This is a genomic window from Sulfurimonas sp. (genome assembly GCF_016744025.1).
GTDB lineage: Bacteria > Campylobacterota > Campylobacteria > Campylobacterales > Sulfurimonadaceae > Sulfurimonas.
In genome coordinates this window covers 1-13349 of the sequence record NZ_JADGFC010000016.1, presented here as the reverse complement: position 1 = coordinate 13349, position 13349 = coordinate 1, and the positions used below count along the sequence as shown (strand labels likewise).

13 protein-coding genes are annotated in these 13349 nt (G+C 29.7%); 1 reads left to right on the top strand and 12 read right to left on the bottom strand.

Features of this window, described 5'->3' with window-relative positions; all coding sequences use genetic code 11:
• Positions 1 to 112: 112 nt before the first annotated feature.
• The 12 genes from QZZ48_RS04120 to QZZ48_RS04065 form a co-directional block, all read right to left on the bottom strand.
• Entirely contained in the window at positions 113 to 781 is a 669-nt protein-coding gene (locus tag QZZ48_RS04120; RefSeq protein ID WP_294962255.1) for a response regulator transcription factor, read from the bottom strand.
• A complete protein-coding gene (locus QZZ48_RS04115) occupies positions 762 to 2969 on the bottom strand; it encodes an ATP-binding protein (RefSeq protein WP_294962253.1) in 2208 nt (735 codons plus the stop codon). The genes QZZ48_RS04120 and QZZ48_RS04115 overlap by 20 nt, the downstream gene beginning before the upstream one ends.
• Positions 2970 to 3030: 61 nt before the next feature.
• Entirely contained in the window at positions 3031 to 3942 is a 912-nt protein-coding gene (locus QZZ48_RS04110) for a biotin-dependent carboxyltransferase family protein (protein WP_294962251.1), read from the bottom strand.
• Entirely contained in the window at positions 3932 to 4615 is a 684-nt protein-coding gene (gene pxpB / locus QZZ48_RS04105; RefSeq protein WP_294962249.1) for a 5-oxoprolinase subunit PxpB, read from the bottom strand. Before pxpB ends, QZZ48_RS04110 begins: the two co-directional genes overlap by 11 nt.
• Positions 4615 to 5346, bottom strand: a complete 732-nt coding sequence (locus QZZ48_RS04100) for a 5-oxoprolinase subunit PxpA (protein ID WP_294962246.1) — start codon at positions 5344 to 5346, stop codon at positions 4615 to 4617. The genes pxpB and QZZ48_RS04100 overlap by 1 nt, the downstream gene beginning before the upstream one ends.
• A gap of 44 nt (positions 5347 to 5390) precedes the next feature.
• Positions 5391 to 6725: a TRAP transporter large permease subunit gene (locus QZZ48_RS04095; RefSeq protein ID WP_294962244.1), complete on the bottom strand. Its 1335-nt coding sequence runs from the start codon at positions 6723 to 6725 to the stop codon at positions 5391 to 5393.
• On the bottom strand, positions 6722 to 7201 hold the full coding sequence (locus tag QZZ48_RS04090) for a TRAP transporter small permease (protein ID WP_294962243.1): 480 nt from the start codon (positions 7199 to 7201) through the stop codon (positions 6722 to 6724). Before QZZ48_RS04090 ends, QZZ48_RS04095 begins: the two co-directional genes overlap by 4 nt.
• Positions 7202 to 7206: 5 nt before the next feature.
• A complete protein-coding gene (locus QZZ48_RS04085) occupies positions 7207 to 8163 on the bottom strand; it encodes a TRAP transporter substrate-binding protein (RefSeq protein WP_294962240.1) in 957 nt (318 codons plus the stop codon).
• A gap of 69 nt (positions 8164 to 8232) precedes the next feature.
• Positions 8233 to 8919, bottom strand: a complete 687-nt coding sequence (locus tag QZZ48_RS04080) for a response regulator transcription factor (RefSeq protein WP_294962239.1) — start codon at positions 8917 to 8919, stop codon at positions 8233 to 8235.
• Positions 8919 to 10376 (bottom strand): cache domain-containing protein, encoded by a 1458-nt coding sequence (locus QZZ48_RS04075; protein WP_294962295.1) that lies wholly within the window; start codon positions 10374 to 10376, stop codon positions 8919 to 8921. Before QZZ48_RS04075 ends, QZZ48_RS04080 begins: the two co-directional genes overlap by 1 nt.
• A 75-nt stretch (positions 10377 to 10451) precedes the next feature.
• Positions 10452 to 11297 (bottom strand): tetratricopeptide repeat protein, encoded by an 846-nt coding sequence (locus tag QZZ48_RS04070; RefSeq protein ID WP_294962237.1) that lies wholly within the window; start codon positions 11295 to 11297, stop codon positions 10452 to 10454.
• A 73-nt stretch (positions 11298 to 11370) separates the two neighbouring features.
• Positions 11371 to 12402: an aminotransferase class I/II-fold pyridoxal phosphate-dependent enzyme gene (locus tag QZZ48_RS04065; protein ID WP_294962235.1), complete on the bottom strand. Its 1032-nt coding sequence runs from the start codon at positions 12400 to 12402 to the stop codon at positions 11371 to 11373.
• Between the two features lie 156 nt (positions 12403 to 12558).
• Here QZZ48_RS04065 and QZZ48_RS04060 point away from each other — a divergent pair.
• Positions 12559 to 13349 (top strand): cache domain-containing protein (locus tag QZZ48_RS04060; protein ID WP_294962234.1); only part of this gene is annotated, 791 nt, incomplete at its 3' end.

Sequence of the window (13349 nt, the reverse complement as noted above, 5' to 3'; positions counted from 1 at the left end):
AGACTTTTATGTAAAAATGTACTTTAAATTAATAAATTGTATTAGGTGTGATACTTTATGGAAGGGTTATTTGTAAAGTTAAGTATAAATCATTCAATAAAATTACTTATAGTTATGATAAGTTTTTTATATCGCAGGTTGTTATGTTAATAGAATACCCTACTCCTTTTACTATATCTATGGCATCTTTAGGAATTTTTCTTCTAAGTCTTTTAGCAAGAGCGTATATGTTTGAGAAAGTTGTATCCTCTCCTCTCCAAACATACTCTTCAATCTCTTCAAAGGTAACTATACGGTAGATATCTTTTGCCAAAAGTTCTAAAAAGAGTATCTCTTTTTTTGCAAGTTTTATCTCTCCTGATTTGCAAGTAAGATGATGTGTTTTTAAGTCATACACATAATCATCACTAAAGTAGAGTTTTTTGGTGTCAAAGCTTGAGAGTTTTTTTATTTTTTGTATAAGTTCATATATATGAAATGGTTTTTTTAGATAATCACTACAACCTTTTTCATATGAAGATTGGATTTTTTCTAGTTCATGGTTTGAGCTTATGATAATCACAGGTTTTTCACCATGATACATACGGATAGTTTTTAGTATAGTTATGCCATCAACAGAAGGAACATTTATATCTAAGACAAAACAGCCATATCCATTGTTTATAGAGTGAAGAGCTTCTTCTCCATCTGTAAACACATCAACATCATAAGACTCTTTTATAAGAGCAGTTTGTATAAAGTTACATAGTCTTTCATTATCTTCAAGCAGTAATATTTTCATTATACAACTCCAGTTTTATAGTAAATTTTGCACCTATATCAGTATTCTCAACACTTATTCTTCCAGACATTTTATCTTCTATTATGAGTTTAGTCATATATAGTCCTATACCATGTCCATCTTTTTTAGTAGAATAATAAGCATCAAAAACCTTTTGCAAAACCTTTTTCTCTATCCGTCCACCATTATTTATTATATCTATTTGGGCGTAGTTATCCAGAGAAAATATATTTATATTAATAAGCCCTTGTTGTGTCTTTTCATTTTTAACACTGAGCAAAATTGCGTCTTTAGCATTACTTACTATATTTAACAGACTCTGCATAAGTTCATTTTTATAACCATAAACTAATAACTTTGAAGTAGAGTCCATGTTTATATCTACTTTTATGTAATTATACTTCATATTATGTCTAACTATTTCCATCATATTTACTACAGTCTCATTGATATCAAACACACTTTTTGTTGCAGATGGCATTATAAAGTTTTGAAAGTCATTTAGGGTTTGAGTCATATAGTTTACTTGAAACATTATTTCACTTACATACTTGTTATCTTGAGTATCAAGCTCACCTGTTGATTCGTACTGATGTTCTTGAGCGATAGTTGCAATTTCTACTAATGGAGATTTCCATTGATGTGCAATAGAGCTAAATATCTCGCCTATTTCAGCTAGTTTTGATTGTTGGATTATAAACTCTTGATTTTTAACCTTCTCTTTTTGAGACTCAACCTCTTTTGTTATATTTGCACAGATGGTTACTGTACCGCTATTACTGTAAATGCTGTCTATATAGTTAGCTTGTTCTAAAGAGTATATATATCTTCTTTTTTTAGAGTCTTTTAAAACTATCTTATCTCTTTTATATTTCTTTTCACCCAAAGTTTGTATATGCTCTTTTATAAACTCTTCTTTATCTCCATTGTGTTTTATATTTACTAGGTCTATAAATTTGGAGTTAAAGTCTATTATATTGCCATTTTTATCCTGCCATACAATGGCACTTTTTATAGAGTTTAAAAGTACCTTATTAAACTCTATTCTCTCTTGAAGAAGTTTTGCATTTTTATAGCGTCTATAAATATTGTAGATAAGTATCATGCTTAAAAGTAAAAATATAGGTAGAAGTAGAGATGCTATATCAATATACTTACGGTATTTTTCAAAAAAAGATATTGGTTGATTTAATATGTGAATTTCTTTTATATTTGGACTTATTTTAAGTCTGAAGTTTTTTACTTTTTCATAATCAAAGACATTACTATACTCAGAGTATGTTTGAAGATAAGGTATAGAAGAGTTGTTTTCAAGTTGCCCTATTATAGCTTGTGCAGAGTAGTTTCCCAGTTTTGAGATATCTACAAGTTTTCCTCCCGTTGCACCCTCTCCTATAAATAAAGAGTCAGTTACAAAAATAGGTATGGCACTTCCATCTATAAAGTTAGCTATTTGAGAATTTTTATATGCGACTCTATTTTTACTCAGTAGACTTTTTTGTCCATTATAAAATCTGATAAAAAATATAGCCTCATCTTTTTTATATGTAGAAAACTTTTTCTTGAGTTTTTCAAGTGTGGACTCTCTTATGTAAGTAATCTTTATATTTTTGTTTATCTTTTTAAGAACTTTTTTTATCTGTAAGTCTGTATCATTTCCATTGAGACTACCATCATTAATAATATATAGATGTTTTAGCTTTGGAATTATCTCTTGTATATTTAAGATGTTCTCGTAAATAGATCTTCTCTCAAGAACTCCAGAGACTTTTCGTTCTAGTTTGTAAGGGGTAAGTTCAGCTTGATTAAATCTTTCCATACCAATAAAAAATATTGGTTCATCTTTAAATAGTTTTGCATAATTTTGAAGTATAAAATAATAAGCGAAATTATCTATTGCTACTATAAGGTCATATTTTCTATCTTTGAGCATCATCTCGTAGGCGTCTGACTGATGTTTTAAAAAGCTTGGAGTGTGGATGCGTTTAAAATCCATAAACAATACATCCATATCTATATGAGAGTGTTTAGAAAAGCTTTCTTTCATGGAGTCTATTATCTTATCACTCCACACAAAACCATAATTATAAGAGTTTATAACTAAGATTTTTTTACTCTCTTGTGCATAAATATGAGTAGTAAAAAGAGTAAATAAAAAAAGAAGTTTTAAAAAAAAGTTAAATCTCATAGCCTACCTTATATAGGAGAAATTATATCAAAGATTATCTCTTTATTTTATTGGAGTTATATTAAGCGAATGTAGAATAAAAATCTCTTAACTTATCTTGTGCAGTGTTTATATCAATTGGCTCAAATCTAACCTTAGTATCAATTCGCATCTGTGCTAATTTAAAACAATCAATACTTAAAACAGTTCCTATCTTAGGATATCCTCCAATAGTTTGTCTCTCTTTTAGTAAGATAATCGGCTGTCCATCTTTTGGTATTTGTATACTTCCAAAAGTAATAGCTTCTGAGATAATTCCATCTAGTGATGATAAGATTTTTTCTCCACTTAACTTACAAGCCATTCTATTAAAGTCTTGTGTGATTGTATAAGTTGAATTAAAAAACTTTTCTTTTTCTTCTTTTGAGAAACTTTCCTCTTGATATGAGAGAATTACTCTAAGCACTAGTTCTTTTTCATACTTTGGAATATGGTTTTCATGCCATCGGTTGATGATATCTTCACTGTTTTGCTTATAAGGGAGTATGTCTGCATTTTTGATTTGAATACCAGAAATTCCACCTAAAGACTCTTTAATAGTTGTAGAGTTACTTCCAAACTCTTTTGCTATATCAAAGCCATTTTTTACAGCTAAGTATACTCGTTGTCCTTCTAAAATTATTTGAACTTTTACGACATCACCTTTTTGTATTTTATGTACTTGCCAAGAGTTCTTTAACTGCTCATTTATAAATACTTCACACAAAGCTCCAGTAACACAAAAGCTTGTGTTTGCATCTGCTTTTAACTCTACAGGGGCAAATGTAATCTCTAAAATATTTGTATCTTGTGCATTATCTAAAAGCTTTTGAGCAGCCAAGGCTGAGTATTCATCCATAACACCAGAGTTTGTAACACCTAAATGAGTAAAGCCAAATCTTCCTCTATCTTGAAGTGTTGTAAATATTCCTGCTTTTATAACTTTAAAACTCAAGAATTCCCCCTTGCTTTAAAAACTCATCTTTTGAGATAGGATTAAACTTTATTCTAGACTCTATTGTTATAGGGGATAAAGCTTCTAAACTTTTATCAAAAAGCTCAAAAGTTGTTTTACCTAGTATATTCCAACCACCTGGTGAGTTTTGAGGATAAACAGCGGTTTGATTATCAGCGATTGCTACTGAGCCTTTAGGTATCTTTCTTCTTGGTGTCTCAAGTCTAGGTGTGATTATTTTTTCTTCAACTGCTGCCATATAAGCAAAACCTGGAAGAAATCCTATAGCAAATACATCATAGATTTTTGAACTATGTATTTTTATAACTTCTTGGGTAGATATATCAGCCCTACTCGCAACTCTTTGTAAATCAAGCCCAACTTCTTCTCCATAGTAAACATCAATATTTATAAGTTCTTGAGAGCTTTCATCTTCAACTTTTAAATCTTTTAATAGTTCATTCAAGAAGATTTTTATCTGCTCAAAATTATATGTAAAGATATCGTAAGTGATTAAGATTGATGTATAAGATGGAACTATTTCTATCAAATCTTTATCATCTAATGATTTTAATAATTTATAAGCAGACTTCACTTTTAATGAGTTTTGCTTTGAAATAGTATTGCTAAAGTATATTATGACTGAGTCAACAGAGGCTAATTTTATTTGCATTAGTTAAGTACTTTTTTGAGTCCCTTGATAAATGAGAGTGCATTTTCACCATCACCATGTACACAAATAGTATCTGCCTTTAGAAGTAGTTTTTTTCCATTTATACTTTTAATATATCCATCATTTTGAAGCATTTTTACTCTTTGAATAACTTCTTTTTCATCCTCTACAACTGCATCTACTTGTGTTCTTGCGACTAAACTTCCATCATCGTTATAGTTTCTATCTGCAAACACTTCATAAAGCAGTTCAATATTATAAGATGCAGCAAGTTCTTCATACTCTTTATAGTTTGGTACTGAGAGAATCATAAGTTTTATATTTTTATCAAAAGATGCAATGGCACTTAGTATTGCTTTATAAATACCTTCATCTTTCATCATGTCATTATATAAAGCACCGTGAGGTTTAAGATAAGAGACTTTAGTATTGTGAAGTTTACAAAATGAGTCCAATGCTCCGAGCTGATAAAGAACGATAGATGATATCTCTTTTGAAGAACAAGTCATGCTACGTCTTCCAAATCCAACTAAGTCTTGATAAGCTGGATGCGCGCCAATAGTAACATCATGTTTTTTTGCAAGCTCAACAGAACGATTCATAGTAACAGCATCAGAAGCATGAAAACCACATGCTAAATTTGCTAAAGAGATATGAGACATAATTTGCTCATCCGTACCCATTTGCCAAATTCCAAAACTCTCACCCATATCGCAATTTAATTTTATCATCTCATAACCTTAATTTTTATAACTTTTCTATTTTATCATATTAACTATTTAACCATTTGATCAGGTAGATAATGAACAATTTCAGGGAAGAATGTAATTGCCATTACTGTCATAATCATCATGATAAAAAATGGAAATGTTGCTTTAACTATAGCTTCTATTTTTTCGTTTGATATGCTTTGTATTACAAAAAGAGAAAATCCTACAGGAGGTGTTATTTGAGCCATCTCAACCATAAAAACTAAAAAGACACCAAACCATAAAGGATCAAATCCTGCTAATACTACGATTGGTAAAACAATTGGTAGAGTCATAACAACAATTGAAATTGCCTCAAGAATCATTCCTAAAATTATGTACATAATACCAATTAGTAAAATCAACATCAATGGAGAAAGACCAAGACCTGTAATAAACTCACTCATAGCTCTTGCAATTCCTAAAAATCCAATCACCTGAGATAAAAACACTGCACCAGCAATAATAAAACTAATCATGGTTGATGTTACAACTGCATTTAAAGTTGCATTTTTAAAGATTTCCCAAGAAAAACTTTTAAAATATATTGCTAAAAGGATAGAACCTAAAACACCTAAAGCTGCCGCTTCAGTAGGAGTAGCAAGTCCACCATAAATAGAACCTAAGATAAGTGTGATTAAAGAAAATACTGGAACTAAATCTTTTAAAGAGTCAAACTTTTGCGCCCATGTAAATGTCTCTTTTATCTCTGGTTCAACACTTGGATCTATTTTTGCAACTATCATAATATAAATAGAGTACATAGTAGCAAGCAATAACCCAGGCAGTATTCCAGCTACAAATAGCTTACCAATAGAAGTATCAGCCAATACTCCATAAATAATCATAATAAGCGAAGGTGGTATCAAAAATCCCAAAGTACCTGCACCTGCAAGAGAACCCATAGCAATTGATTTTGAGTAACCTCTTTTTTCAAGCTCATTTAGTGTTATCTTACCTACTGTAGCCGTTGTAGCAGTACTTGAACCTGAGACTGCTGCAAACAAAGAACAAGCTGCAACATTCACATGAAGTAATCCACCGGGAATATGACTTAACCATGGTTTTAAACCATTTAATAGTCTTGTTGATATAGAAGACTTATATAAAATCTCACCCATTAAGATAAACATAGGAAGAGCAGCAAGCGACCATGAATTTAGTGCATCATATAGTGAAGATGCAAGTAAATCACCAATCTTGTCATATATACTAATAGCAGCAGGAAGATTATGCTCAAAAAGAAGCATTCCGGCAATACCAGTTATGATTAAAGAGACTCCAATCCAAATCGAAGAGAGTAATAATGAAAACATTATCACCATAATTACTACAGATAATACTAAGGGATCAGATATCATTTTTGAACCTTCTTTATAATAAAAGATATAACTGCCAAGATAAATAAAATAATTCCAATAGGCATTACTATCTGTGTTAGGTAAAGGGGTGTTTCAGATACAGCTTCGGATAGCATCTCAAACTCATATGAGTCATATGTAAAAAGTATCGTTCTGTATAAAATAAAAAACAGTACAGCTAAAGTAACAAAAGAAGCAATAATATCTATAAAAGTATTACTACCTTTACTTAGCTTTGATGTAACAATATTTATACGTATATGTCCACCTTGAACAAATGTATAAGCTAGGCCCAAAAAGATTGAAGCTAAATACAGATATCCACTATACTCATCTGCAATCATTGTAGACTTATCGAAGAAAAATCTTAGAAAAATCTCTGTTAGAATCATACCTACTAGTCCAACTAATAAAAGTCCTGATAAATAAGCTCCCCCCTTGGAGAGTTTATCTATAAAATTTGATAAAGTATTCATTAAGATTACTTTCTATATTCTTTGAAAATATTTTTGATTTGAGAGTTTGCACCATCAAGATAATCTTTTAACACAGCATTAGCAATCTTATCAAGTTCTGCTTTTAGGGCTGGAGATGCTTCATTTACTTTCATTCCATTTTTTACTAGCATTTCTAGAGCAAGTTTATTTTCTGCTTTTGAAGCTTTCCACTGATATTTTTCTATCTCTGTAGCAGCTTTTAACATAGCATCTTGTTGAGTCTTTGATAAACTATTCCAGTAGTCAAGATTAATAGTTACAGCTTGTAGTGGGTATGCATAGTTGATTTTTGTAAAGTTATTTAACACTTCCCAAAACTTACCATCTTTTCCAGATGCTGATGAAGTAATAACAGAGTTAACCATTCCAGTTCTTAAAGAAGAATATACTTCTCCCCATGGAAGAGCAACAGCATTACCACCAGCCTCATTTACAAAAGTAGCAGAGTTTTTATCGTATGTTCTTGTTTTTGCACCTTTAAAGTCAGAAATAGAAGTCATAGCTTTGTTTGAGTAAAAACCAGATGGAGGCCAAGTTACACTATAAAGTAATTTTTGATTCCATCTTTTAGCAGTTTTTTCATAAGCTGGTTTTGAGATTTGGTAGAGTTTATATGCATCATCGTATGACTGAGCTATAAAAGGTAAAGCAGAAATTCCAAATACTTTTCCTCCACCAGATGTAAAAGGAATAAACATATCAGTCATAGCAACTGTTCCGTCTTTTACAGCTTTAAGTGGATTTCCTTTTATAAGTGAAGAACCTGCATGGACAACAATATCCACACTTCCTTTTGAATAATCTTTAACCAATGAAGCAAACTTCACAGCACCTTTTGTATGGAAGTTATTTGCTCCATACTTTGCATTTAAATCCATTTTGATATTACCAGCTAGTAGTGATGCAGTAAGTCCTGCAATTAATAAAGTTTGTTTTAACATTTGTACTCCCTAAAATTAGTATTTCAAAGAGTATCAAATCCAAGTGTGTTACTGGTGAGTTTTTTATATTTAGCTGAAATTTTCTAACTTATAGCCAGTTTGTAGGATATTTTGTATCAATTCTACCGGTAGTTTTTGTCTCAATTCTTTTATAAATGTTTTTAAAGCATTCATACTCATAGACTTATCCCTCCAAATATAATCTTCTATTTGTTTATAAGTTACTACTTGGTTTATATTTTTATATAAAAGTATCAAAAAGTCTTTTTCTCTTTTACGTAGTACAATATTTTGTTCCTTATAAAAAAGTTCATACTTTTGTATATCAAAATAGTAATCTTGTGAAAAAACAAGGCTTTGAGTCAATCTATCACCTAAACCCTTTACTATTCCAGTTAAGAGATTATGAGAGTTTACAGGTTTTAAAATATAGTGATTTATCTTTAAATTTATCAAATCTAAAAGATACTCTTCATTTGAATATGCTGTTACCATTATGATACTTGTATTTAAATCTTTCTCTCTTATTTTTTGAACCATTTGTATACCATTTTTACTTGGCATCTCTATATCACTTAGTATAATATCTGGTTTATTCTCTAGATATAAGTCATACCCATCATCACCATTATTAGCTTCAAAGACATCCTTAAAATAGTACTTTAAAGTGTTTACTAATCTTTTTCTAATTCCTTCTTCATCTTCAACACAAAGCACGGTATAGTTTTGAAACTGATCAAATAAATTATCTTGCATTACATCTCCACAATAACTTTAAATAGTGCACCATCTTTAGTATTTTCAACTGTTAGTTCACCATTCATATTTTTTTCTATAATCATCTTAGACATATAAAGACCAAGTCCCGTTCCCTTAGAACTCTCTTTTGTCGTAAAGTATGGTTCAAAAATCAAATCTAGGTGCTCTTCTTTTACGCCACCTGCATTATCTTGAACTGTTACAATAACATTCTTGCCATCTACGTCAACAAGCATATCTATTTTTGGATTTTGGATTTCTCTTTGATTTAAAATATCTTTTGCATTTGAAATAAGATTTAACATCACCTGAGCAAACTCTCTTTTATATCCATTTATTTCAGCATTACATTTTACTTTTTTATATAACTCTATATTGTAACTTTTTATGGAAGCACCGGCTAAAGAGATAGCTTCATTACAAGAGTCATCCACATAAAATCTAACCTTCTTTTTATCTGGTTTAAAAAAGTTTCTAAAGTCATCAATTGTATGAGACATAAACTGAATTATTTTATTAGACTCATCAACACTATCGTTTAGTAATTTATCATCAAGTTTATTAAACTTATTTGCAGTTTCTAGCTCCATTAATATACCAGAGACTTCACTTAGTGGTTGTCTCCACTGATGTGCTATCATAGATAACATTGCACCCATTCTAGCAAGTCTGGATTGATGTAACATTGCTCTATCTTTTTTCTTAGCTTCATTTATAGCTTTTTGTACTCTTTTTTCTAGGTTTTTATTTATATCTTGAAGTTCTAACTCTTTTTTCTCAACATTATTTTTATAGTTTGAAAAAACTGCATTAATTTTTTTAGAGATAAGCAAAGACATAAGACCTATGATAATAATCATTAAACTAGAAACTAATAATACTTGTCTAATATATTTATCTATTCGTTTTTCTAAAAGTTTCTTATTTTCAAATATTGATTTTTCAATATCATCAATGTAGAGTCCGGCACCTATTACCCAATTGTACTTTTCATATAATTCAAAAAAACCTAACTTACTTGAGAAATGCACCTCTTTTGGTTTTTGCCAATAGTATTCAATATAAACACCATTAGGATTTTCCAAGGTTTCATCAATAAACTTTTTTGTTATTAAAGTGCCCATGGCATCTTTTAAGTCTACATCTAAAGTACCTATTTTACTTTGTCTAAAAGGGTGTGCTATTAAAAAGTAATTTGTATCATGAATCCATATATAACCATGTTTTTCATATCTTATAGTCTCTATATATTTAATAATACTTTTTTTTAGTTCATCTTCACTAATTGTATGATTGTTTTGAACATGATGATCTATATAATTTACAATATAATCAATCTCTTTTTTAAGAATATTTTTTTGTTTTTGAATATATTGGGCTTCAACACGTAGACTTTCTTCTTCAAAATAATCATTTTGTTGTTTTACAAAAAAGTAAATAGTAAAAAAAGCCACTATCAAAACAGTGACTATTGGGGTTAAAACAATAAGTCTTGGAATATTTTTTTCTGTAAACAGAATTTCTCCTTATTAACTTTGAATGTTTTTAAATTCTTCATTCTCTCTTATATTTTCAAACAAGACTTCACCATCTATTTCATCTCTTAACTGCGGAGATTTTTCTATCGCCGTTTTTAAGTCTTCTATAGCCTCATGTTTATTATCAAGAACTGCATTTGCACAAGAGCGTTGCCAGTAAGCGTAACCATATTCAGGGTCAATTTCTATGGCTTTATTACTAAGGTTTAGTGCCCATTCATGCTCATCCATATCAAGTACTGCATCTGCTTTATAAGCGTAAACTTCTGCGTCATTAGTGTTTATTTTTATGATTTCATCATAAAGATCAATTCTCGACTGAGGATTAGTTTCTAAGTTAGCACGCATCCATAAGGAGTGAATATACTGGGTGTTATATATTTTATTTTGATTATCCAGTATTTTTTTAGATTGCTGAGTTAGAGTATCTTGAAGAGCTTGCATCTGATCATTATATTTTTGAGTAATTTCATCAAGTCTACTCTCAACTATCTCTTCAGTTTTACCTTTTATATCTCTAAGCGAATTCCATCCCGCAAAAATAAGAAGAGATGTTGCAGCTGCAATAAGATAAAATATGTTACCAATAGTATCAGTTACATATCTGGCTGCTCTATCTGTTTGTTCAACTTCTGCTCTTGAAATTCTCTTTTCAAGTTCGTTTTTTAGTTTCAAATTTTGTATTCGTAAGTCTTTTAGTTCATCTAATATATAACGTTCTATCAATGGTTTTTCTAAAGCTTTTTCAAGACCTTTGATTTGAGGGTTATTAGCATTTAACAAGCTAGAAAAAACTAAAAAAGACATAAGTAGAAAAAATTTTAATACAATATTCATAAGTATCCTTTAGGAAATAAATTTTGACAAATTATATCATATAGCAGCTCAAAATAGGAGTATAATCACTCTACTATATAAGATCAATACTTTTTATAAGTTCATCTATTTTAGCTTCATCTGTTGCCCAAGATGTAACAAGTCTAACAATAGAGTCCCTCTCATTATATTTTCCCCATATAGAAAAAGAAAACTTTTTTTCCAAATGCTTTATTAAACTATTTGGTAAGATTAAAAAAACTTGATTGGTTTGATTCTTATCAAGTAGTTTATAACCTTTAGATGTAAATCCTTGAGAGAGTTTAATTGCCAAATCATTTGCTCTTTTTGCTAAATCAAAATATAGGTTTTCTTTAAATAGCTCTAAAAATTGAACTCCAAGAATCCTTCCTTTTGCAAGAAGTGCACCTCTTTGTTTTATGTTTATATTAAAATCTTGGACAAGTTTAGTATTATTTATAACTATTGCTTCACCAAATAAAGCACCATTTTTTGTTGCACCAAGTGTAAAAACGTCTGTAAGTTTTGAGATATCTTCCAAGCTTAAATCATTATACTTAGAGCAAAGTACTGCTCCTAATCTTGCGCCATCTAAAAATAGGTATAGACTGTTTTCTTTACAAAACCTTGATATTTCTTCTAGTTCTTTTTTAGTATAAATTGCGCCTAACTCTGTAGCATTTGAGATATAAACTAATCTTGGTTTTACCATATGTGGAGCAAAGGAATGATTCTCTAATGCTGTCTGAATTATTTGAGTATCAAGTTTTCCATTTTTAGAAGACATTGATATTATTTTATGTCCAGTTGCTTCTAGAGCCCCTGCTTCTCTTGCCAAAATATGTCCAATGTCAACTGAAATTATAGCTTCATGTGAACGTAAAATCGAAGATGCAATGATTAAGTTTGCTTGAGTTCCGCCAGTCACAAAAAAGACTTCTGAATCTTGATTATTCATTTTATTTTTTATTAATTGTTTTGCTTCATTAGAATATTCATCAAAGCCATACGCGGTTTGCTGAATAAGATTTGTCTCTATGATTTTATTTAAAATGTCTGGGTGACACCCTTCACTATAGTCATCTAAAAAACTGTATTTGTTCATCAAAACTCTTTTTGTATTAATATACCATAATTACACTCTAATCTAAAGCTTATATTACAAGAAATAATTGCCTAATTATTTCTTGTAATTTTAAGCATTTTGAAGAGACATATATAGCTATAATAGTGAAGACTTGAAGAAAAGAAGATGATTATCATGAGGACAAAAACAAAAAATCTAATTAGAATAATTAAGTTAGCACCTTTATTTGTAATTCTTTTTACTTGTTTATTAACAACAGCTTTAATGTATCAAGAGCAAGAAAAAGAATTTAAAAATGAAGAGATATTCAGCCAAACACAATATATTGAAAATGAAAAAGACAGAATTTACCATATAACAAATGATGTTCATAATTATGTCAAGTCTGAAAAACAAAGATCTCAAAAAAATCTGAAAAAAGATTTAAAACTTAGAATCAATAACATACATAAAATGGCAACAAATATTTACAATAAAAACAAAGATACTCTTACAAAAAAACAAATCATTAAACTAATCAAAAATGCAATTGAGACTATCCGATTTCAAGAAGGTAAAGGATATTTTTCTATTCATACTATGCAAGGTATAAATATTCTACATCCTACAAATCATAAGTTCGAAGGTACAAGTGTTTTTAATAGACAAGATATAAAAGGCAACTATCCAGTACAAGAAGCAATAAAAATAGCAAAAACTAAAGGTGAAGGATTTTTTCAATGGTATTATTCAAAACCAAATGACAAATCAAAAGAGTTTAAAAAAATAGGAATTGTAAAAAAATTTGAACCATATAATCTAATCATAACAACTGCAATATACATTGATGATTTTGAAAAAAATCTACAAAAAGATATTTTGTCTATTATTATAATGGTTCCCTTTTTCAAGACCAGTAAAACAAGTTTTCTTATTTCACCTCTTTACGATACCAGTGGTAACAGTTTTTGTCTCCTAGGGTCTAA

What these genes read in the sequence shown, in the direction of transcription:
- QZZ48_RS04095 (WP_294962244.1), bottom strand. Translation starts at nt 6,725, where the DNA reads ATGATATCTGATCCCTTAGTATTATCTGTAGTAATTATGGTGATAATG.
- QZZ48_RS04065 (WP_294962235.1), bottom strand. Translation starts at nt 12,402, where the DNA reads ATGAACAAATACAGTTTTTTAGATGACTATAGTGAAGGGTGTCACCCA.
- QZZ48_RS04085 (WP_294962240.1), bottom strand. Translation starts at nt 8,163, where the DNA reads ATGTTAAAACAAACTTTATTAATTGCAGGACTTACTGCATCACTACTA.
- QZZ48_RS04100 (WP_294962246.1), bottom strand. Translation starts at nt 5,346, where the DNA reads ATGATAAAATTAAATTGCGATATGGGTGAGAGTTTTGGAATTTGGCAA.
- QZZ48_RS04120 (WP_294962255.1), bottom strand. Translation starts at nt 781, where the DNA reads ATGAAAATATTACTGCTTGAAGATAATGAAAGACTATGTAACTTTATA.
- QZZ48_RS04090 (WP_294962243.1), bottom strand. Translation starts at nt 7,201, where the DNA reads ATGAATACTTTATCAAATTTTATAGATAAACTCTCCAAGGGGGGAGCT.
- QZZ48_RS04070 (WP_294962237.1), bottom strand. Translation starts at nt 11,297, where the DNA reads ATGAATATTGTATTAAAATTTTTTCTACTTATGTCTTTTTTAGTTTTT.
- pxpB (WP_294962249.1), bottom strand. Translation starts at nt 4,615, where the DNA reads ATGCAAATAAAATTAGCCTCTGTTGACTCAGTCATAATATACTTTAGC.
- QZZ48_RS04080 (WP_294962239.1), bottom strand. Translation starts at nt 8,919, where the DNA reads ATGCAAGATAATTTATTTGATCAGTTTCAAAACTATACCGTGCTTTGT.
- QZZ48_RS04115 (WP_294962253.1), bottom strand. Translation starts at nt 2,969, where the DNA reads ATGAGATTTAACTTTTTTTTAAAACTTCTTTTTTTATTTACTCTTTTT.